This is a genomic window from Candidatus Manganitrophus noduliformans (assembly GCF_012184425.1).
In the GTDB taxonomy this organism is placed as follows: domain Bacteria; phylum Nitrospirota; class Nitrospiria; order SBBL01; family Manganitrophaceae; genus Manganitrophus; species Manganitrophus noduliformans.
This window is the reverse complement of the sequence record NZ_VTOW01000001.1, coordinates 958,017-978,876: the sequence shown is the minus strand read 5'-3', so window position 1 is coordinate 978,876 and position 20,860 is coordinate 958,017. Positions and strand designations below refer to the sequence as shown.

Genomic DNA, 20,860 nt, shown 5'->3' with positions numbered 1-20,860 from the left:
CCGACCCGTTGTCATGACGAATGAAGCGCGGTTCAACAGATTGAACCCGCTGGAAGCGGCCGACCGGCGCGCCTGCTACGGGCGGGCGCCTGCGGCCTCCAGGAGCGCTTGGATCTTTTTGTAGCCGCGCTCCCTGGCGTGACGAAGCGGGGTGCGGCCTGCGCGGTCGGGAATGTTGACGTTCGCCCCGTGTCGGATCAGCAGCATGACAATTTCCTGATGCGTCGGGCCGCCGTCGGACAAAACGATCGCTTCCAGCAGCGCGGTCCATCCCAAATTGTTCACGTGATTGATGTCGATGTTGGTATGGGCCAGCAGATATTTCACCACTTCGACGTGACCCCGCTCCGCGGCGGGAATCAGCGCCGTCCCGCCGAAGCGGTTCGTCAGCTTCGGATCGGCGCCTGCCTTGACGGTGAGCTTGAGGATATCGAGGAGGCCTTCCGCTCCTGCCAGGAGAAAAGGATTGTTCAGGATGTCGTCGCGGAGGTTGACGTCGGCCCCTGCCTCGATGAGGGCAGCCACCGTCTCGACGTGATTTCCATAGGCGGCGGCCATGACCGGTGTGCGTCCCCGCGCGCCGCGGGCGTTGACGTCGGCCCCTTCCCGAAGAAGCTCGACGATCCGGGCCGTGTTGCCGTTCGAGGCGGCGGCGACGAGCCGTTGATTGAGGTCGTCATCGCCTCGGACCGGATCAGCGCCATTTGCGATAAAGAGCGCGGCGAACACAAAAAGAACGATAAAGCTTTTAACTAAAATAGACCCCTCTTTCAAAAAAGGAGACGGACTGTAAAAAACGAATCATTTTATCATTTTACTTGAGCAGGTCAAACGTCCCTGTGATCTGCACCCCCACCGGTACGAAATCGAAGCTTCGCGGCTCCACCGCGCCGGACGGTCCTTTAAACGCGGGGGGCGCTGAAAATCCGGTCCCGACCTGCACCCAGACATGGCCCCGTTTTGTTTCGATCGGAATCGCCGGCCCGAATAATTTGAGATTGGAATTCTTGCTCGCCTCGATCGATCTCAGCGGGCTTAAGATACACTGGTTCTTCGTGACCGGTGTTTTCGCCATTTTTTCTTTGATCGATTTTTCCATCTCCTTCCCGCCCGAAGCGCGAAGCCCTTCCCACCACTTATCGCTCTCCTCCGGCGGGCGAAGGAATCGCTTCACCTTGGCCATGATGACTTCGCGCACCTGTTTCACTCGGGCGTCTTTCGCCGTCAAATCCCGGACGACGCTGATCTCCGCTCCGATCTCTTTGATGACCAGAGCCGCCAGCACCACTGCCTGCATGTAATATGGATTTGACTTGTAATCTTTGGCCATTCGCGCGTGCGCGTGCGGGGGCGATTTGGCCGTCTCTTGTGCCGCTTGTTGACCGTAAAAAGGGGCGGTCTCTTCGCTGCTGACCGATTCCAAAATTCTTAGAACGGAAGTGTCCCCTGATCCTCCCCCGCCGGTCACGAGCTTTCGGCCGAACCGGAAATCGCCGTGGATCAGCTCGACGAAGTTGGAGTGCGCGAAGAAATCTTCGATTGTATGGAACGCATTCCCGACATGCTCAAAGGCCGTCGGATCAGGCAATGCGTCGGCAAACCGGACCAGCTCTTCGTCGATATAAGAGATCGGGCTTTTCTTGCCGAATGCGTCCGGGTTCTTCTTCGATTGCCACTTTTGCAACTGCTCATTCCACTGATAGTTGTCGAAATGCTCTTCGGCTTTGTAGCCGCCGTAGGCGTTTGCATCGCACAACAGAAGAAGATTGGCGACCGCCCCCGTTTGGCTGTAGTCCCGTTTGACGTTTCCGGCGTGGATCTGCTTAATGTCGCCCGGCGTCAGCTTGGTCAGCTCCAACGCCGCCTCTTCGAGAATATGATGGTCGGTGTCTGAAAACCGGGAAATCCGATCAACCGGTCGCCCCTCCCCCTGCTGGACGACGTGCGCCAGCTCATGGGCCAGCAGTCGCTTGCCGCGCTCCGAATGAGGCGAATATTGATCGGCGGCGAAGACGATGTCGCGGCCGGCGGTATACGCCAGCGCCTGGATCGATTGGGAGGAGGTTGCCGCTTTGGGATCGGTGTGGATTCGGACTTGGCTGAAGTCATGGCCGAAGCGGGGCTCCATGAAGGCGCGGATGGCGGGGTCGAGCGGCTGGCCGGAGGAGCGCAGCGCATCGTGGACGACCGGCGGCGCCGTGGTCTGTTCCGAGCGGCCCGATTCGATCCGCTTCGTCTGCAATGGTTTCGTTTGACACTTGGGACAGCTCGCCCCGCAAGCGCAGGCGCGCTGGAGTTGCGGCGCAGGGGTGCGCATCACCCGTTCGGCGATGCGGTCGGCTTCCTGTTCGTAGAGGTCTCCGGGGGAGCTGATCGTTAACTTTGCTTGAAGCCGCTGAACGGCTTGATTTCCGACGGTGCGCTGCCGATGAAGCGATGGAGGTTTTGGGTGATTTGCTGAAGGAGTCGATCGCGCGACGTTGGAGAATGCCCGCTGCGGGGGTTGATTCTTTTTTTGCATAGAGCGCATCGTCATTCTTTTTCCGTCAAAGCGGTTTCCCTTTAGAGTTTACCGGCTTGCTCGGCGTCATCGCCGGAGCGGAAGCGCTGATCACCCGCGCACCAGCCGAGAAACAGCGGCATCCCTTCGAACATCCCCGCCGGGACGATCCGGCCGATTTCGGGCGCTGCGTTGAACAGGCCCGCAAAGGCTTCGAAATCGGAGAACCCTTTGTTCGTGGGGCTGAAAGAGTGCACCAGCATCACGGCGGCCTTGGCGTCAAACTGCCGGGCGACGATCAGCGCCGACGCGGTTCTGTGCAAAAATTGGTATCGGATGGTTTGAGGAATAGAGGGGGGGAGCTCTAAATATTGAAGCAGGAAGACATGGCGCTCATTAAATCCGTCGGAGGGTTCGATCCTCTTTTCTCTGAGTGTGGGACCGAATGTTTCATCAACCTTTCCCTCCACGACCACCGCGACCAATCCTTCCTTCCCGCGCGCCAGAGCAAGGACATCGGTCTGCGACGAACGGACGCCGCCGGGAAGCGGAACCTGAAATTCAGGAAGGGCCAGCAGCGGATCGAGGTCTGTCAAAAGCGGCGAACCGGAGGTTTCGAACGCGGCCTTGATTTCCGGCGGAAAGCCGGTCGCTGCCTCCGCCTCCCACGAACGGGCCAGCGTCATCGCAGAATGGCCATCTTTCCAGTGAAGGTTCGGATTCGCTAACAAACGTTGCCAGTCCTGGAAGGACTGTGTTGGAATGAAGATTTTCATAACAGTGCGTCTCCGGGAAAGAGGTCTAATGACGGAGGCCGAGACAGCGCGTCAGGACGGCGAAGTAAAAACCATCCAGACGTATAGAATCATCCGGTAAGAGATTTTACTCTGACCCTCTATGAGAGGCAAGGCCAAGAATTAAGTATGGTGTCCCCGGAATTACTGATCCTGTCGAGCCAGATGTGTCCGGCGAGAATCTGGGTCTGGTCGGCGGAGAGGAATACATCCGCTTCGAGCTTCAGCGTGTCGACCAGCAACGACTGAATCGCCTGGACGATCTCTTTGTCTTCGTGAACGTAGCTGACGAAGACTCTCGGCATGATCTCGCTGTGCGGCGACGAGTGTCCACTACTCTCGGCACCGGCGCTGATTGTGTCCGTCTAACATATAAATAAGGCAGAAATATTTCTGCCTTATTTTACGGAAATTTTTCTGTCTATTTCTTGGGAATCATCCCTAAGCGATTGAAAATACGAAACGGTCAAGAACCGATCCCCGAGATAGACAGAAAATTCTATGACCTGAAATCGGGCGGATTTGGTATATCACACGGAGAACATTAAAAGCAACGCAGCAGGGACAAACCCAATCCGTCGAAGGGTTGAATAGAACCGGATACCAGGATAGTTCGGTCTCTGCCCTTTACTGCGGCGTGTAGATCTTCACCGGACCGAGACGGTTGTCTCCGCTGTCGTCGCCGATTGCGTAGATCTTGCCGTACAAATCTGTCGTTGTTGTGGCAAAATCAATTTACTTCAAGCGTGTAAACGATTCTCCCGTTTGGGGTGATAAACGCCTGAACCCCGATGTAATAGGTGCCGGCCGCCAGCAAAGCCTGGATCCGCTCCGTCGGATTATCCGTGGAGCTGTTATCGCCCAGGCTCTCGCCGATTTTATCGAGGTTGCTATTGAAAAAATAGAGATCAAGATCGGCCTGAATATCCGCAGAGATATCTTCGAAAGAAAGATCGATTGTAACGGTTTGGCTCGAATCCAGCGTGAATTGATACCAGTCGGCCAGTATTTGATCGGGATTGTCCAGATTTGCCGCCACCGCCGCGTGGACTTCCCCCGGGTCATTCCGTTCTATATCCCCCAGCGTCGTAGAGGCGAGCCCCAACGATTTAGCCTGAGCGGAGGAGTCATTCGGCTCTTCTTCAAGATCCAGCCCCAGGGCATCCCCCCTTAAAGAAGCGGCGACCATTCCGATATTTTCCTTGATCGTGACAGCCTGGGGAAAACTTCCCCCAAACGACTGGCTAATCTCGCGAAGATAACCGATCGGGCCGATCCCTTCTTTGTAAAACTCCTGTTTCGTCACGCTAAACGGATCGTCGCTCCCGCAAATCGTGCCGATGCCCGGAAAGAACTCGCATTGATCCTTGCTTGCGGATGCTTCCACCTTTACAGCGGCTTCATTGATATAAGCGTTGCTGATCGATCCGACCCCTGCCTCAAACAGAACCGCGGCGTCGAACGTTGTGAAATAGCCGCTTCCCGGCCATCTTCCGGTCCGCCCGTCGAAAATAACGGACAAGGACATTCCATCCTCGGACCCGAGAATCTGGTTGTTCGCCACCGCAATATATTTCCAGCGGGGGGCAGAGAACTCCAATGATTCGCTCGATTGGCCTCTTCCTGTAATTTTGACTTCATAGGCAGTAATGTTGTTAATGACCTTGGGAGCGCCCAATGTCACAAAAAACCGGCCCCTGTCGGTCGTTGTCGTGGTTCCGCCGCTGGTCGTCGATTTGAGTTCGTAATCCCAGAGAAATTCCCAAAAATCACCTTCTTTGAGAGAGAAATTAAATCCCGAGAACTTCGGCGGGCCGGTCGCTTCCCCGCCTGTGTCATCCCCCGCCGGGGGCGAACCTGCCCCCCCGCCGCTCCCGCCCCCTCCGCCGCCGCAGGATGAAAAGAGCAGAAGCAGGGCTCCCAAGAGGAGCCCGATCCTAAGCTGGGAGATCATTTTTCCCTCCTAAGAAATGGATGTTTTCAGAAACAATCTCAATGCAGCTTCCAACGGGCGCCGGAACGGGATGCGCGAGGAAAGCACACGAGAGTTCGCTTGCCTTTAAGAGTAAGAAGCCGGTCGCAGAGCGGGGCGGATGAGGAAGCCGAGGATCGGAGGTGGCCGTTTAAAAGCGCTTTTCTTTTCGTTCGAATACCAACACACTATCCGGTCGATACCACATTGGTCTTCTATGGCGGATTTAACCACATCCTACGGCATTTCGTCAAATGATTTTATCGGGTTTCCGGATTTCTTCGCGGTAAAAAGAGGGACCGGTAAAAAGAGAAAAAAGAGGGAGAGACACTATTTTTTTCTCGAGCCTTTCAGCCGACAAGTGTACGCGGAATTCCGCAAAGCGCAACAAGACTAAATGACCTCCCGGCCCGGCGGCGCCTGTTCCAGGACTTCATGGAGATAATTCGTCCAGATGTGACGTATCCCCCAGCGCTTCGCCGCCTGTACCAGCAAGTCGTGTCCTTCGTGCGGTTCTTCCGGCATCTGGAGGTAAGTTCCGTTCCGGAAGACCACGTACATTTCGTTTGCATAGTCAGAGTTATATTTGGTCACAATGTACTTCGCTTCCGAGCGGACGAACGAGAGGGACTCGCCGTCCAGCGCCAGAACAATCTGGTCGCTTTGTGGGTAGTGGTGCGCCCGCAGGATCGATGCGCTCGCGAACAGCGGATGCGCCTTCCAGGCGAGCACCGCAACCAGAATCACCGCAACTCCGCCCAGGAACGGCCGGTCGGAGAGAAATGGGACTCTGAAGAAGATCCCCATCACCCCCGCAAATAGGATCAGCGCCGGCAGTTGATAGCGCTCGGGGCGATAGATAACGCGTTCGATGGTGTCAATCATGTCTTGGAAAGAAACGAGGCATTCACGGTTTGTAACCTGTCTCACAGGACCGCTTGTCCGCGGAATTCCCCGCTGAAACACATCGCGGTCGAGAAACCCCGGGGCAAGGCGGAAAACTTTATGAGCTAAAATGATGGACGGATTTAGTATACCATGCAGGAGAGCATTAGAAATGCGGCGCCGCACGTCTGCCGGCACAGAATTCCGAAGGCGGTCTCCTCGATCCGAAACCGGGGAGCGAGGAAAGACGGCCATAAGACAAGAATTTATTTGAGTAAATCATTTCTCGTGTCATTTTTTTCACCTCGATTGCGCCCGTTCTCCTGAGCGGAACAAAGAGGGGCTTGACCGGGGCAATACAAGAACGGTAATCTGAAAAGAGGTGATTATTTGTTTCCGGAGAATCGATTATCGGGCATGTCGCGGGATGTGGGGGGTCCTTTTCCGCCAAGGGTCGGGGCGGCTTTCGAATGCGGCGCAGACCATCGACGGATCGAGAGAGGCCGAACAGGATCTGAATCCTCGATGTTTATCGGGGCCTTGTTCGGCCTTGTTCGATCCGAGAAACCTTCAAGATCGTAAGGAGGAAAATAAATGAAAAGCAATAAAACGTTCAGAGTTGTCCTCGGGATATTTGCGGTGTGGTTCTTGATTCCGGGAGGCGCGGTCCTCAATGCAAACGCAAAAGAAGTGATCGATATTCAGCAGCCTCAAGAAGGGACCACGCTCAGCGCGGAAGAACCGATCGAATTAAAATACGAGGTCAACACCAGCCCGGATGGGGATCATATTCATATCTCGGTGGACGGGCAAAAGCCCGACATCGTGAAAGACCTAAGCGGCGTCCATGAGATCGGCCCGCTTCCTCCCGGCGAGCATACCATCCAGATCGTCGAGGTCACCAAAGATCACCGCCCGACCGGGAATGAGGAATCGATCGACGTCGTCGTGAGATAACGTTCATTGGATCCGATCATCTGAGAACCGGTCCGCTGCGGGCGGCGCGCGCCCGCAGCGGACCCCTCTTTACGTCTCCGCCGGCCCTTTTCATTTAGCGGAGATTTTATTCGGACGCGCTCCCCCATTTGATCTCTTCGCATCTTCGGACAGACCCCTGAGGAAAAAACAAACTGTCCTTCTTTCTCTCTGAATTCTCCCGCCACAGATATCTTCCTTCCAGCCTGATTTGCAATTTAATGATGAGCTTGATATACAATCCCTAAACCATCCTGAAATCTTTACAGAGGGGGGAAAGAATGGGAGAAATGACAATAGACCGATTGAAAGAGTTGGCGTTGAGCACTACATTCGCCTTTGCGCAGTCCGGGTTTCGAATTATTTTACTGATCGTGGCCGGTTTGATCGGCATCCGGGTTGTGAATTTTCTTCTCTGTCGGATGGAGGACATTTTGATTAAAACCCGAGAGCCGGTCGAGACGGTGAAAGGCTCCACGCGGAAGCGGGTCACCACGCTGGTCGGGATTCTGAAAACCATCGGGTATTTTTCCATCTGGTCGATCATCCTGATCAGCTGTCTCGATCAGGTCGGGGTGAATGTGGCCCCCATTCTGGCCGGCGCCGGGATTGTCGGACTCGCCGTCGGGTTCGGCGCGCAGAACCTGGTGCGGGACGTGATCGCCGGCTTCTTCATGATCCTGGAGAATCAGGTGCGGGTGGGGGATGTCGCCATCATCAACGGCACCGGGGGGCTGGTGGAGACGATCACCTTTCGGACGATTGTGCTGCGGGATCTGGCGGGAGTGGTCCATGTGATCCCGAACGGGGCGATCTCCTCCCTCGCCAACATGACGAAGGAGTGGTCCGCGTATGTGATCGACGTCCGGGTCGATTACAAGGAGGATACGGATAAGGTGGTCGACGTCATGCGGGAAACGGCGGAGGCGCTCCGAAAAGATCCGGAGTTCCGGGACAGGATCATCGAGCCGATCGAGATCTTCGGCGTCGATGACTTCAACGAGTCGGGGCTGACGATCAAGGCGCGGATCAAGACGGAGCCGATCCAGCAATGGAGCGTCGGGCGCGAATATCGGCGAAGACTGAAAAAGGCATTCGACGCTAAAGAGATTGAGATCTCCTTTCCCCATCGCTCTTTATTCATGAATGAGGCGAGCAAGCCGCTGGAAGTCCTGGTCAAACAGGTCGCGGCGAACTCAAACGGCTGAGGCCGCTTGATGAAAGCGCTCGAACGCCGACCGCGGCAGCGGGCCGAGAATGCCGCTGTCCCGCTGCCGCTTTTTGCATTCAATCTGCAGAAAATTTCTTCCTTTTGAGGAAGATCAATCGGTGGCATCCTCTACTTTTTCTTTTGTCTCTTCCGCCGCTTCGTCTACATTCTCGCCCGCCCGCTCCATCGGCCCTTCTTGCTCACAGGCGACAAGCGACCCTAAGATGGAAAGCATGGCCAGGGTTAAAAACATTTTTTTGAAAAACAGCATAGCATAACCTCCCTGAGTGATTAAAACCGGTCTCAGGAAGGGTACATATGCAAAACGCGTACGTTTAAATCGGGGAATGAAAAAGGTTCGCTTTAATTAATCGAAATCGAACAGGTCGCCGAGAAACCCCCGCTTTTTCTTTTTCCGGCGGTAGTCGTCATCGTAATCCCGGTGCTCACGGTAGGCGCCCGCGCCGGAATCGCGCGGCGCGGGCGGCTGCTTTTCCGGCGCGCCCGTGGCCGCCGCGGCGCGCTCGATCAATTTGTCGAGCTCGCCGCGGTCCAGCCAGATGCCGCGGCACTGCGGACAGTAGTCGACCTCGATCCCTTGCCGATCGGTCATGACCAGCGTGACGTTCTTGCATACCGGACAGTTCATCAGTTCACTCCTTAAAATTGCCACCGGATCTTTCATCTTCCTGGGGCAAATAAAAATATGGATGGATAAATAAATAAATCCGATAGATATCACACGATTTCATCAAAAGCAAGCCACCGGCTCGGCAGGTAAAAAGACTTCTACCCTCTTCGGCGATCCGCCGGGAAGCGGGTGCCGTCCATTCTCGCTTCGGTAGGAACGCCTCAGGATGTATCTTGCGTTCGGCCGTGTGGGTTCAAGTGGCGGTGTCCAAACCTCCTCCGCCGGATGCGGCGTGACCGGCTGACGGGCACGGTCGGCCGCGCAAGCGGAAGGGAAGGGTTTCGGCGGGCGGATCAAGTCGCCGTGGGCGACCGCCCGCGCCGATGCCGGCGCGCGATTTCGGCTCCGGCAATGCAGGTGGCAAGCCAAGCCATTCCGGCCACATAACCGGCGATCACATCGCTGAAGTAATGGACCCCCAAATACATCCGGCTGGCGCCGATCAGCAGGACGAGAAGGGCGGCTGTCAGGACGATCCACCGGCGCCCCCTCCCATTGAATAAAATCACCAAGACGTATGCCAGCATCCCATACGCGATCAGCGCCCCCATGGCATGCCCGCTCGGAAAGCTCCAGCCGCTCTCCGTGACAAACGGACTGGGAAGCACCGGACGGGCGCGCCGGAAAAGCGCTTTCAGCGCGACATTGAGCAGCCCGCCCCCCATTAATGCCGTCATCCAACCGGCCAGGAGAAATTTTCGCCGAAGGACGACCAGCAGCAGGCCGACTGCAATCCCGAGCGCCGCGAGCACCGACACGTTTCCCAGCCACGTGATGGCGGAGAAGACCCTGAGGGCGGTCGGCGTCGCGTGTTCTCGAAGCGCGCGGGCCAGCGCCTGATCGAAGAAGGCAATTTCATCTCCGCTCCAGATCTCCTCGGCCAGGTCGGCAAAAAGAAAGAGCGCGGCCAGAATCAGCGCGAGACCGATCGTGAGATGAAGCCCCAGGTAGCCTTCGGGAGAAAGCCGCCGGCCCAGAAATGCCCAGAGCCGGGGGAAACGTCTGCGAAGCCGGATCAACGGGGGAAGGTCGAGGGTGGCACGCCAGAGGAGGCCGATCCACTCCCAAAGGGTCTGGCCATACCTCTCGATCCAATGCCAAAGCAGAATCGCCGTCCCGAGAAAGAGGGCCAGGATGCAGACCAGCACCGCTACGGCATAGGCGCCGATCAGCTCTGCCAGTTGCTCCAAATGCAATCCTCCTCGTTAAGCTTACCGAACGAGTGATATAACACACGCAGGATGCAGGAAGCAAATTCAGTAGAACCGTCTCCGATTCATGGAAAACAGCTTTACTTTTTTTTCTTCTTCAGCGCAATCAGCCAGAGAAGGCTCTTGTCGCCGAGGACCTGGAGGGAGTAGTGCGTGTTCGGAGGGAGGGTGATTCGGTCGCCGTCGCGGAGAGTGTCGGTGTCGGCGCCGAGGGTGATCTTGGCTTCGCCGCGCAAGATCCAAAGGACTGTTTCAGAGGGATACTTTCGGTGGGTGTAAGCGGTGCCCGGTTTATCGACCCAGAACTCCGGTTGGTAGCCCTGGGCTTTTAATTCCTTTTCGAGGGCGACCTTCTGCGCCGGCTCGCCCGGCTTCTCCCATCGGCGGATCGAGAGGGGCATTATCTCGGCGTTCGCTCCCCTTCCACTTCGGCAAGAACCTCCTCGAAGATCGCCAGCGCCCGCTCCGCCTCCGGACGCTTGATCACCAGCGGCGGAACGAAGCGGAGGACGTTCTGACCGCAGCCTAAGATAAGCAGTCCCTTCTCGAAGCAGCGCTGGATGATCTTGTTCCGCTCCGGGATCGCCATCTTTTTCGTTTCGCGATCCCGAACCAGTTCGACGCCGATCATCAGGCCGAAGCCCCGAACATCTCCGATCAGGCGATGTGTTTTCTGCATGGCGCGAAGCCGGGAGAGAAGGTGGTTTCCCATCTTCTCCGCGTTCCGCATCAGGCCGCCGTTTTCGAGAAGATCGATCGTCGCCAGCGCCGCCTCGCAGGCGATCGGGTTTCCGCCGAAGGTATTGGCGTGCGCCCCCGGCGCCCAGCGCATCAGCGCCTCCCGGGCAATCATCGCCCCGAGCGGCATTCCCGAGGCCAATCCTTTTGCGAGCGTCATCACATCGGGAACCAGATTGAAATGCTCCGAGGCGAACATCTTCCCGGTCCGGCCCATGCCGGTCTGGATCTCATCGACGACGATCTGAATTCCGAATTCGCGCGCGAGGTCGGAAAGCTCCCCCAAGAAGCGCTTCGGCGGAACGACGTAGCCTCCCTCCCCCTGGATCGGCTCGACGAAAATCGCGGCGACCTCTTCGGGGGCGACCAGATGCCGGAAGGCGACCTCCCGAAGCCAGTTCAACGTGTAGCGATCGCACTCCTCCGCGGGAATACCGGCGGGCGGGCGGTACGGATTGGGGTACGGCGCATGGATCACCCCCGGGACCAGCGGCGCGAAGCCGGCCCGATGGACCACCTTGCTCGCCGTCAGAGAGAGGGCCCCCATGCTCCGGCCGTGAAAGGCGCCCAAGAAGGCGATGTAATAGGGCCGTTTTGTTTGATGGCGAACCAGCTTCATCGCCGCCTCGGTCGATTCCGTTCCGGAGTTGGTGAAGAAGACCTTCTTCCGCTCCCGGCCCGGCGCAAGCCGGTTGAGCTTCTCGCCGAGAAGGACTTCGGAGGAATAGTAGAAGTCGGTCCCCGACATGTGGATGAGCCGCTTCGCCTGATCGACGATTGCTTTGACGACTTTGGGATGGCAATGACCGGTCGCCGTCACGGCGATCCCGGAGGTGAAATCGAGGAAGCGGTTTCCGTCCACATCGGTGATGACGATCCCTTTGGCCGATTGAACGACCAGCGGATAGGCGCGGGTGTATGAGGGAGAGATCACCGCGTTGTCCCGCTCGACCCACTTTTGGGCGTTCGGTCCGGGGGGGGTCCCCTTGAGAGAGGGAATCTTATTGTTATTTTTCTTCTTCATGGGAAAACCTCTTCCGGCGGCGATCGGCACCTCGACGCCTGTTCAATCTAGATGACGCTCAGCCGCTTGCGCTGCTCTTTTCTCCGATGGACCAGGCCGAAGATTTCGGTAATGATCCGAAGGGCGGCGAAACTGGTAATGTCGGAGACATCGAGCGGCGGGGCCACCTCCACCAGATCGGCCCCGACGATCGGGAGCGGGTGGAGCCTGCGGATCAGGGTGATGACATCGCGCGTGGTCAGTCCCCCCGCATCGGGAATACCGGTCCCCGGCGCGAAGGCCGGGTCGAGCGCGTCGATGTCGATCGAGAGATAGACATTCTGCATGTCGGCAAACTGCTTGACGATCTCATCGGCGACCGCCCGCATCCCCCGTTCGGCCACTTCGTAGGCGGGATACATCGTCATCTCACTTTTCTGGATGAACTCCAACCCGGACATCTCGAAGCAGCGGGTGCCGACCAGGATCGTCTTTTTCGGATCGAACCGGTCGGTCTCCATCGTCCGTCGAAGCGGACAGGCGTGCGAGTAGGAAGACCCGTCGAAGGTGTCGGAGAGATCGGTGTGGGCATCGACAAAGATCAACCCGATCTTCTCGGTCGCCCGTTTGCTGAAGGCCCGATGGACCGGGATGACGACAGAGTGGTCCCCGCCCAGCGTCAAGACAAACGAGCGGGCCGCCCGCTCCTCAACCCCCTTCTCGAGCTTCGGGAAGGCGGCGACGAAATTCTTCCCGAACGGAAGGTTGCCGTCGTCCCGGATGACCAGCCCCCGGAGGAGCTCCCCCGTTTCCAAGACCGGCGGGATCTCGCTCGAGACCTTGCGGATCGCATCCGGCCCCTTCGCCGCTCCTTTTCGATAACAGACCGCGCCGTCATAGGGAAGGCCGACGATCGTAATATCGGGCGCCGCTGCCTTCGGCTGATTGAGACCCGCCCACCATTTTTCTTCTTTCAATTTCGACTTCCTTGCCATGGTTCTATTTTATCATTCCTTTCCAACTTCGGCTTTTCGCCAAATCCGTCATTCAAATTTCATACAATCCCATGTCCTCTCTTCCCGAACGAGAAGGCATCAAATGCGGAGAAAACAAAGAGGACCACATTCAACATCATGGCGCGAGGCGAGTAACCGGAAATCTTAAATAAAAAAGCGGCGACAAAGAGGATCGAAACCCCTCGTCCCCACTTCCGCAGATAGAGATGCCCCAGCCCGGCGAAAACCAAGGAGAGCACGGCGGCGATCACCGGCCGGACCGGATCCGATTCAATCCGATTTTCCGTCTTTTTCTCCTCCTCCAACTTCGGTTCGGACGAAGGGCGGGCCTCTTCTGAAGAAGGTGTCTCTTTCTTTTCAGGGGTCATCTGCATTCCGGCCTCCTCTCACGCCGCATTCGCTAGACGATTCCAAATCCGCGCCGACCGATCGAAAACGCATCGAAAGCGGCGAAGACAAAAAGCATGATGTTGAGCGCCGTCGCCGGCGGCCAATAGGCGGTCAGGCTGAAAATCAACGCTCCCGCCGCCAACAGAACCCCTCCCCGAGCATACGCTTGAAGAAGGAAGTGGCCCAGCCCGGCGAATACCATCGAGAGAAGCGCCGCCGTGACCGGTTTCCAGAGGGTGGCGCTCCTCGGCTCAGCCTCGCTTTCCAGCCGCAAGCCGGGCTTCGGCAAGCCGGTCGGCCGCCTCCGACGGGAGGATCGATGCTTTCTTGGCAAGGGCAAACACCTCCTTTACGCAATCATAGATCGCCTCGATTTTTTGATAAGCCTTCTCTTTCGAGTAGCCGTTCAGCTCCTCGGCGATATTGATGAGTCCGCCGGCATTGAGGACATAATCGGGGGTATAAAGGATATTCCGATCTTTTAGAAGGATCGCCGCCTTGGCGTTTTCCAACTGATTGTTGGCCGCCCCGGCGATGATCTCGCACGACAGCCGCGGGATGGTTCTTTCATTTAAGAATCCCCCCAGCGCGCAGGGGGAGAAGACATCGCACTCCACCCGATAGATCTCATGCCCCAGCAACGGATCGGCGTCGGTGACCTTACAGATCGCCGCCACCCGCTCGGGGTCCATATCGCAGACATAGAGCTTCGCGCCCGCCTTGTGGAGAAGAAGCGCCAGAGCATACCCGACCTTTCCGATTCCCTGGATCGCGATCTTCCTCCCTTGAAAAGCGCTCTCTCCGAAGCGTTCTTCGAGAGAAGCGCGCATCCCGCAGAAGACTCCATAAGCGGTCGCCGGCGAGGGATCGCCGCTCCCTCCCTTCTCTTCCGGAAGTCCGGCGGCATGCGGCATCACCTGACGCATCCGATCGATATCGGCAAGGCCGATCCCGACATCTTCGGCCACGATGTACCGTCCTCCGAGCGAAGCAACCTCTTTGGCGAAGGCGATCAACTTTGCTTCGCTCTTCTCCTTTTTCGGATCGCCCCAGATGACGCTCTTTCCTCCCCCAAGGGGGAGATCGGCCATTGCCGCCTTGTAGGTCATCGCCTTTGAAAGCCGAAGCACATCGTTGAGGGCCGCATCGGCATCCGGATAGGGCCACATCCGGCAGCCGCCGAGCGCCGGCCCCAGATGGGTGTTGTGGATGGCGATGATCGCTTGAAGACCGGAGGCGCGATCGGAGCAGAACAGCACCCGCTCATGCCCTTCCGTTTTCATCTGTTCGAATAAATTGTTCATCTCTCTCCATTTTGTGTAGGGGCGCACCGATGTGTGCGCCCTAGATGGGCAGACACGCAGGTCTGCCCCTACATTTCATTCTACGGATATAACCCGCGCAGCAGGTGGGCGCTGGCGATCTTCTCGATCCCGGTCATCATCGCGGCCAACCGCATATCGACCTTCTCCGAGAGCGACCGCGCGAGGACCCGCTGAAACGCCTCGGTGATGATCTCGGCGAGCCGATTCTGAATTTCCTTCTCATTCCAAAAATAGTTCTGCAGATCCTGCACCCATTCAAAGTAAGAAACGATCACCCCCCCCGCATTGGCCAAAATATCGGGAAGGATAAAAATCCCCCGGTCGTTCAGTAAAACATCGGCATCCAGATTGGTCGGACCGTTCGCCCCTTCCGCCAGGATGCGGCACCGAAGCCGACCGGCATTCTTGATGTGGATCGCCCCCGCCAACGCCGCCGGAATCAGGACCGTGCACGGCTGCTCCAATAGATCCTCCGGAGAGATCGGATCGGCCCCCGGAAAACCGACCACACTTTCCGTTTGCTCTTTATACGGGAGGAGCCTTGCCAGATCAAGCCCCCTCGGATCGTAAATCGCCCCCTTCGAGTCGGAGACGCCGATCACCTGAACGCCGTGGGCCGAGAGCATTCGCGCCGTGTGCCGGCCGACATTGCCGAACCCTTGAATGATCGCCGTGCTGCTGGTGACGGGAAGATTGAGATGACGCATCGCTTCAAGGATCGTTACGAAAAGGCCGCGGCCGGTCGCCTCTTCCCGGCCGAGCGAGCCGCCGATGCTGATCGGCTTTCCCGTGACCACCTCCGCGACGGAATACCCCTTGAACTGGCTATAGGTGTCCATGATCCAGGCCATCACCTGCTCGTTGGTTCCCACGTCGGGGGCCGGAATATCCTGATCGGGCCCGATGATCGGGAAAATCTCCGCGGTATAGCGCCGGGTCAGCCGCTGCAACTCGTTGCGCGAGAGGATCTTCGGATCGCATCGGACCCCCCCCTTGGCCCCGCCGTAGGGAAGACCGGCGAGAGCGCATTTCCAGGTCATCCGCATCGCCAGCGCCGCCGTCTCGCCGAGGGTGACGGAGGGGTGATAACGGATCCCTCCCTTGAAGGGCCCCAGCGCCGAATCGTGCTGAACACGATAACCGCGGAAGACCTCGACATGGCCGTCGTCGCGCCGGATCGGAATACTGACGGTCAACGTCCGTTGCGGGCTTTTAAACCGTTCGCAAAGGTTCGGGTCGAGGTTCAGACGCGCGGCGGCCCGCTCAAACTGGGCGAGCGCGAGTTTGTATTCCGGATGGTCGAGCTCGCCGAGCCACTCCCGATTCTCGTTCTCGGACATGAAAGGATCTCCTTTTCGACGGCGGAATGCGGCCCCAATCGTTGGTAGAGACGCCCCGGCGGGACGTCTCTACTTTATTCCTATTTCGAAATCCGCACCCCGGACTACTTTCGGGCGGCCCCGGCAATTTCGAGTTGAATGGCGGCGTGGCCGATCTTGAAGCGTTGACAGAGGAGAAAATTGATCTTCTTCAGCAGATGCGTCGTCTCTTTCAGCGGCATGTCCTCCACCGCCACGTGCGCCGACAAGGCATACATGCCGGAGGTCAGCGTCCAGACATGGACATCATGGACATCGCGGACTTCCTCCAGCACCTTCACCGCCTCGACGACATGAACCGGATCGATCCCCTTCGGCGTCGCCTCCAGGAGAATATCGATCGAATCCATCATGAGGCGAAACGCCCAGTAGAGGATGACGAACGAGAGAAACACCCCCACGAGAGGATCGACGAACCACCATTGGGTAAAATAAATAACCCCGGCCGCCGCCACCACCCCGACGGAAGAGAGGGTGTCCCCGATCATGTGCAGATAGGCCGACTTTACATTGAGGCTCCGCTTCATCGATCGGCTCAGCAGGGCGGCGGTGACCAGGTTGGTCACCAAACCGATCGTGGCGATGAGTATCATCTCCACCGTGGCTACCGGAACCGGGTCGTAAAAGCGTTGATACGCTTCGTAGAAGATCCAAAGGGTCACCAACAAGAGAAGGAAACTGTTCAGCAGCGCCGCCAAGATTTCAAGGCGGTAAAAACCGAACGTCTTTTTGGAGGTGGGGGGTCTGGCCGAAAAGATCATCGCGACGAAGCTGATCGAGAGCGCAAGGAGATGGGTCAACATATGGCCGGCGTCGGAGAGAAGGGCCAAGCTGTTGGTCATCAATCCTCCGATGACCTCCACAATCATCACCCCGCCGGTGAGGAGAATCGCCGACAGGAGCCTTTTCCGCTCCCCGGACCAGACCGACGAGAATGAAATCGGTTGGACCTGGGGATTGTGCGGATGCCCCAGGTCGAGGCCGCAGCTATTTTGGCAAGGATGATAGGTCTCCTGATCCTCGCTTTCGTGATGATGCCCCGTGACGATCGATCGGAAATCTACTTCCACAGTTTTTTTAAACCTCTCCAAGAAAAAAAGAAAATTCCGAGGAGCAGAACATAGACGATGATGAGCGCGATTTTAGGCTGGGTTGGATAGAGGCTAAAAACAACATAAATCAGGATACCCAATAGAAGCTGGGCGATCAGGATATCCCCAGACCATTTTCCCTTGTTGGAGTCGGACATGCTCCTCGCTCCTGAGTATAACATAAACCGAAACGTTCCCCTAGCCGCGGCCCTCGGCAAAGCGGGAAGCCGGCGCCTCGGTCTCTTCCATTGGTATCGATGAGAATCGAGCGGTCTTGATATTCAACTCGGAGGGAAGAGCGCGTTCGTTTATTCGGGGATGGGAAAAAAGGCAGACCGGGCAGGGGCCGCCAATCGCGGGGACGCCGGTCGACGTGCCGGAACTTAAGAGGGTCCGTCTCATCATGTTACGGGGCTTCCTCCGGGGGCGGCTCGGGGTTCTCACGTTTCTGGATCATCTCCTCAAACGACTTCATCAGCGCGTCGTGCTTCTTGACCATTCCGTCGAGCTCCGCGGCCGTGTCGACCATTCTTTTTCTCATCGTTTTTCTCTGGGCGGCGGTTGCCTGCCCGGAAAGGAGCCGCTCGGTCACCTCGGCTTGATCTTTCATCGCCATCAACATTTGATGCAGGAGGCGGTGATGTTCACGTAGGATCTGGTTTCTGCTGATGATATCTTTTCCGTCGGCGGCCTCAGCGACCCCCACCGAGAGGAACAAAACAAAAAATAAAACGACGGCGGTTGCGCACTTCTGCAATTACTTCCTCCTTTTTTTCATTTCCTCGTTAAACGTCTTTTGATAGAGGATGTCCCATTCCGGGCTTCCTTCGACGATCCTGCGCGAATAAGAGGAGAGCTTCTGCCGAACCAGCTCGTCGATCTGCACATCGAGATTCAATTCCGAAAGGAGGGTCCGCTTGATCTGCCGGAGGATCAACTCCTTCTCCACCTTCCGCTCGACGGAGGGATCTTTTTCCAATGCCTGAAGAACGAGGTGAGAGAGGTGGCTGATCTTTTCTTCGCTGAGGGCCATATCGTTATACCACCAAGTTTCTCTCTTTGATCAGCTGTTTTTTGATCATCTGAAACATCTTTTGATAATCGACGTTCCCCTGATCGATCTCCTTCTCGTAACCCTTCAAAATCTCCCTTACCTCGGCATTCAGGCGGTCTTCGACCTGGAGATCGTCCAGGATCACCGACTCGATCTTTCCGATTAAGAGCTCTTTTTTGGAAGAGGAGGCGATCAGCCCTTCTTTGAGAAGGGTCTCCACCAATATCTTGGAGAGAGAGGCAACCCGTTCTTTGGCAAGTTTCATTTCGGTAGAATAACAAAAGGGGTGGGGGGTGTCAACAAGCGCCGGTCGCCTTGTATCGCGGGAACGGGTGCTCTCAACGACCTATCCGCAGGCGCATGGCCCCTACCCTTGTTACGGCACTCCCTGATTGGCTATACTAAAATAAAGAGGCAATGCTTAACGAAAGTATCCCACCTCGATGATGTGGGCGGGTCTGGCAGATACCCAGAGAACTTGAGCATTGAAGAGGGGGAGGGTGAGAAACAAAAAATCCTCTCATGAAGGAGCACAAGATGAATCGAAAGATGCTTTACGCAACACTTATTCTTCTGTCATTAACGGTCAGGACGGCTTATACCGGCGATCTCCTCGATGGAGGGCCGATGATCGATACCCCTGCCAACGAAGAGATGATCGACACCCCCGCCGACCGGAGCAAGGGCAAGCCTCCCGCCGGTCAAAGCGATGAAGCGGGCGAGAGCGCCACAGATGAGTTCCATCGGAGAGTTACAGGGGAGATTGATCGGGTTGAAGACGGCATGATCTCTTTGAAGACCGAAGAGGGAACCGTTCGCAAGTTTGGCGTCAAAGATGCTAAAAAGGAAGGCCTGAAAGGATTGAAGCCCGGAGACCGCGTCACGCTGGAACTGGATGAAGGGAATGAAATCGCAGACATCCATAAAGAAGCACAAGTGGCTGAAGGAAACCAAAATGGCGCCGATGACGGAAAGGGGGGCTTTTCTCCGGAGAAACACCGCTCGATTACCGGAACACTGGAATCTTTTAATGCGATGGAGAGAAAAGTGACCATCAAAACGGCAGAGGGTCAATCGAAATCATTTCAGCTGAAGAATCCGGCGATCAGCAAACTCACTGGGGTGATGCCCGGGACCGAAGTCGTACTTGAGATCGACGAACAAAACCGCGTGATGGATGCCCACAAACCCTCGTAACCGCAAGCATTTCCAGAATAGAATCACAACTGGGGGTCCGGATCGGAACAGGGGATTTCGGACCCCCTCCTCGAACCCTCCGAACCAGGGTCACTCTAGAATCGATTTACAATGAATTTTGCTTGATGTTTCACGGTGCTTTTAGTATCGTTTCCGATTGGCACCGATTCGATCGGGAGGGTTGTTCAACACCCCCATACCACGAAGAGAGGCTTTATCATGCTGACACAAGTGGACCGTCAAACTCCGTTCCAAACCGCGATAGGCAAATTCGATTGAATAAGGAAGCGGGCCGGACAAGGTTGGACACAAACGCGCCGCGAGAAGGAGCAATGAGCCGAGCCCAGGATCGGGAACAAGATAAACACCCCGAAAACCGCGACGGAAAAAGAACCGGAATTTCCGGGATCTTCCATCGAGGGCTGGCTCTCTTTTTCCATCCGAAGCATCGGACGGTTCGATTTCCCCCCGATCGCACCCTTGGAATCCTTTTTCAAAAGGACCGGAATAACCGCTCCGAAGACGCCTGGGAAGAAATTGGCCCCGCCTCCGGGGATGTTTTTCTCCCCGCCGATAAAGCGCTTCGATTGAAGGTCGCCTCGGGAGACGGGGCGCCTGTCGATCTGTCGCCGCTGACCGGCCTAAAACAGAACGATCTGCAAAGCCTTCGCCTTGAATATGCGAAGATCACCGATGCGGATTTGTCTCATCTTCGCGGTTTGACCGGGCTCAATGAGCTGGAGTTGAAGAGTACCGCCGTCACCGGGGAAGGATTCGTCCACTTACGTCATCTTAAACTTCTGATCGAACTCGGCCTCTGGGAAACCCCAATCGATAACGCCGGGCTGAAGCACCTCCGGGAATTCACCTCTCTCCAAGAGCTTGATCTCGGGATGACACAGGTGACCTGCTCCGGGCTGGCGCACCTTCAAGAAATGCGGAGCTTACGGCGGCTTTCTTTGGGAGGAACAGAGGTCGGAGATAAGGGGATGGCCTTCTTGCGGGAGCATACCGCGCTCCAAGGGCTGTTTCTCGGCTGCACCAAAATCAGCGACGCGGGGTTGGCGCAGCTTCGTGAACTTCCCGAACTGCAGCGGATCGCCCTGGCCGCAACCCGGGTCACCGACGAGGGACTCAGCCATCTAAAAGAGCTGCAAACCCTGGAATGGCTCTATTTGGGAGGAACCCGGATCAGCGACACCGGTTTGGCCTCTCTTCGAAAATTAAGGAATCTGAAGTGGCTTTATCTTCCGGGAACGGGGATCACGGATGCGGGGCTGGCTCATTTGAGCGCTTTATCGACCTTGAGAGAGCTCGATCTCAAAGACACTTCCGTCAGTCCCGTCGGCCTGGCGAGACTGCGGCAAGCGCTGCCTGATTGTAAGGTCACTTTGAAATAGCCGTAACGATCCCAAGTAACGAGGACGGT

At 56.8% G+C, this 20,860-nt stretch carries 25 protein-coding genes; 4 read left to right on the top strand and 21 right to left on the bottom strand.

The features are described 5' to 3' along the window. Window positions 1-75: 75 nt before the first annotated feature. The 6 genes from MNODULE_RS04820 to MNODULE_RS04795 all read right to left on the bottom strand — a co-directional run bounded on the left by MNODULE_RS04820 (window position 76) and on the right by MNODULE_RS04795 (window position 6,196). Window positions 76-729, bottom strand: coding sequence for an ankyrin repeat domain-containing protein (locus MNODULE_RS04820; protein ID WP_320412351.1), 654 nt, complete (start codon window positions 727-729; stop codon window positions 76-78). Window positions 730-814: 85 nt separating this feature from the next. Then, window positions 815-2,521 (bottom strand): eCIS core domain-containing protein, encoded by a 1,707-nt coding sequence (locus MNODULE_RS04815; protein ID WP_168058323.1) that lies wholly within the window; start codon window positions 2,519-2,521, stop codon window positions 815-817. Between the two features lie 41 nt (window positions 2,522-2,562). After that, entirely contained in the window at window positions 2,563-3,276 is a 714-nt protein-coding gene (locus MNODULE_RS04810; RefSeq protein WP_168058322.1) for a DUF6946 family protein, read from the bottom strand. A 119-nt stretch (window positions 3,277-3,395) separates the two neighbouring features. Beyond that, a complete protein-coding gene (locus tag MNODULE_RS04805) occupies window positions 3,396-3,599 on the bottom strand; it encodes a toll/interleukin-1 receptor domain-containing protein (RefSeq protein WP_168058321.1) in 204 nt (67 codons plus the stop codon). Window positions 3,600-4,024: 425 nt separating this feature from the next. Further along, on the bottom strand, window positions 4,025-5,248 hold the full coding sequence (locus MNODULE_RS04800; RefSeq protein ID WP_168058320.1) for a PPC domain-containing protein: 1,224 nt from the start codon (window positions 5,246-5,248) through the stop codon (window positions 4,025-4,027). A gap of 411 nt (window positions 5,249-5,659) precedes the next feature. Further along, entirely contained in the window at window positions 5,660-6,196 is a 537-nt protein-coding gene (locus tag MNODULE_RS04795) for a hypothetical protein (protein WP_168058319.1), read from the bottom strand. 549 nt (window positions 6,197-6,745) lie between these two features. Here MNODULE_RS04795 and MNODULE_RS04790 point away from each other — a divergent pair. Next, window positions 6,746-7,108 carry a hypothetical protein gene (locus tag MNODULE_RS04790; protein ID WP_168058318.1) on the top strand — a complete coding sequence of 121 codons (363 nt, stop codon included), beginning with the start codon at window positions 6,746-6,748 and terminating at the stop codon, window positions 7,106-7,108. A gap of 299 nt (window positions 7,109-7,407) precedes the next feature. Next, window positions 7,408-8,334 carry a mechanosensitive ion channel family protein gene (locus MNODULE_RS04785; RefSeq protein ID WP_202882112.1) on the top strand — a complete coding sequence of 309 codons (927 nt, stop codon included), beginning with the start codon at window positions 7,408-7,410 and terminating at the stop codon, window positions 8,332-8,334. Between the two features lie 114 nt (window positions 8,335-8,448). On the opposite strand, the gene MNODULE_RS04780 is transcribed toward MNODULE_RS04785, so the two are convergent. The 15 genes from MNODULE_RS04780 to MNODULE_RS25005 form a co-directional block, all read right to left on the bottom strand. Continuing rightward, on the bottom strand, window positions 8,449-8,607 hold the full coding sequence (locus MNODULE_RS04780) for a hypothetical protein (RefSeq protein ID WP_168058317.1): 159 nt from the start codon (window positions 8,605-8,607) through the stop codon (window positions 8,449-8,451). 96 nt (window positions 8,608-8,703) lie between these two features. Next, window positions 8,704-8,985, bottom strand: a complete 282-nt coding sequence (locus MNODULE_RS04775) for a TFIIB-type zinc ribbon-containing protein (protein WP_168058316.1) — start codon at window positions 8,983-8,985, stop codon at window positions 8,704-8,706. A gap of 335 nt (window positions 8,986-9,320) precedes the next feature. Further along, window positions 9,321-10,217: a phosphatase PAP2 family protein gene (locus MNODULE_RS04770; protein WP_168058315.1), complete on the bottom strand. Its 897-nt coding sequence runs from the start codon at window positions 10,215-10,217 to the stop codon at window positions 9,321-9,323. 101 nt (window positions 10,218-10,318) lie between these two features. After that, entirely contained in the window at window positions 10,319-10,639 is a 321-nt protein-coding gene (locus MNODULE_RS04765; protein ID WP_168058314.1) for a cupin domain-containing protein, read from the bottom strand. Next, on the bottom strand, window positions 10,639-12,000 hold the full coding sequence (locus MNODULE_RS04760) for an acetyl ornithine aminotransferase family protein (protein WP_168058313.1): 1,362 nt from the start codon (window positions 11,998-12,000) through the stop codon (window positions 10,639-10,641). Before MNODULE_RS04760 ends, MNODULE_RS04765 begins: the two co-directional genes overlap by 1 nt. Before the next feature lie 47 nt (window positions 12,001-12,047). Further along, entirely contained in the window at window positions 12,048-12,956 is a 909-nt protein-coding gene (speB, locus tag MNODULE_RS04755; RefSeq protein ID WP_168058312.1) for an agmatinase, read from the bottom strand. Window positions 12,957-13,033: 77 nt separating this feature from the next. Continuing rightward, the gene (locus tag MNODULE_RS24370) at window positions 13,034-13,369 is read right to left on the bottom strand and encodes a hypothetical protein (RefSeq protein WP_181070929.1); all 336 of its coding nucleotides are present in this window, start codon (window positions 13,367-13,369) and stop codon (window positions 13,034-13,036) included. 26 nt (window positions 13,370-13,395) lie between these two features. After that, complete coding sequence (locus MNODULE_RS04745; RefSeq protein ID WP_168058311.1) at window positions 13,396-13,674, bottom strand: hypothetical protein; 279 nt, start codon at window positions 13,672-13,674, stop codon at window positions 13,396-13,398. Then, on the bottom strand, window positions 13,637-14,689 hold the full coding sequence (locus tag MNODULE_RS04740; protein WP_168058310.1) for a Glu/Leu/Phe/Val dehydrogenase: 1,053 nt from the start codon (window positions 14,687-14,689) through the stop codon (window positions 13,637-13,639). The genes MNODULE_RS04745 and MNODULE_RS04740 overlap by 38 nt, the downstream gene beginning before the upstream one ends. 80 nt (window positions 14,690-14,769) lie before the next feature. Further along, on the bottom strand, window positions 14,770-16,050 hold the full coding sequence (locus MNODULE_RS04735) for a Glu/Leu/Phe/Val family dehydrogenase (RefSeq protein WP_168058309.1): 1,281 nt from the start codon (window positions 16,048-16,050) through the stop codon (window positions 14,770-14,772). Between the two features lie 104 nt (window positions 16,051-16,154). Then, a complete protein-coding gene (locus MNODULE_RS04730) occupies window positions 16,155-17,159 on the bottom strand; it encodes a cation diffusion facilitator family transporter (RefSeq protein WP_202882111.1) in 1,005 nt (334 codons plus the stop codon). Beyond that, window positions 17,150-17,338, bottom strand: coding sequence for a hypothetical protein (locus MNODULE_RS04725; RefSeq protein WP_168058308.1), 189 nt, complete (start codon window positions 17,336-17,338; stop codon window positions 17,150-17,152). The genes MNODULE_RS04730 and MNODULE_RS04725 overlap by 10 nt, the downstream gene beginning before the upstream one ends. 248 nt (window positions 17,339-17,586) lie before the next feature. Beyond that, the gene (locus tag MNODULE_RS04720; protein ID WP_168058307.1) at window positions 17,587-17,937 is read right to left on the bottom strand and encodes a hypothetical protein; all 351 of its coding nucleotides are present in this window, start codon (window positions 17,935-17,937) and stop codon (window positions 17,587-17,589) included. After that, window positions 17,938-18,213, bottom strand: coding sequence for a DUF507 family protein (locus MNODULE_RS25010; protein ID WP_168058306.1), 276 nt, complete (start codon window positions 18,211-18,213; stop codon window positions 17,938-17,940). 4 nt (window positions 18,214-18,217) lie between these two features. Next, a complete protein-coding gene (locus tag MNODULE_RS25005) occupies window positions 18,218-18,499 on the bottom strand; it encodes a DUF507 family protein (RefSeq protein ID WP_168058305.1) in 282 nt (93 codons plus the stop codon). A 272-nt stretch (window positions 18,500-18,771) separates the two neighbouring features. Between MNODULE_RS25005 and MNODULE_RS04705 the strand changes: the two genes are divergently transcribed. Together MNODULE_RS04705 and MNODULE_RS04700 are read left to right on the top strand one after the other, a co-directional pair. Then, window positions 18,772-19,431: a hypothetical protein gene (locus tag MNODULE_RS04705; RefSeq protein ID WP_168058304.1), complete on the top strand. Its 660-nt coding sequence runs from the start codon at window positions 18,772-18,774 to the stop codon at window positions 19,429-19,431. A 332-nt stretch (window positions 19,432-19,763) separates the two neighbouring features. Beyond that, a complete protein-coding gene (locus tag MNODULE_RS04700) occupies window positions 19,764-20,831 on the top strand; it encodes a leucine-rich repeat domain-containing protein (RefSeq protein WP_168058303.1) in 1,068 nt (355 codons plus the stop codon). Window positions 20,832-20,860: the final 29 nt, after the last annotated feature.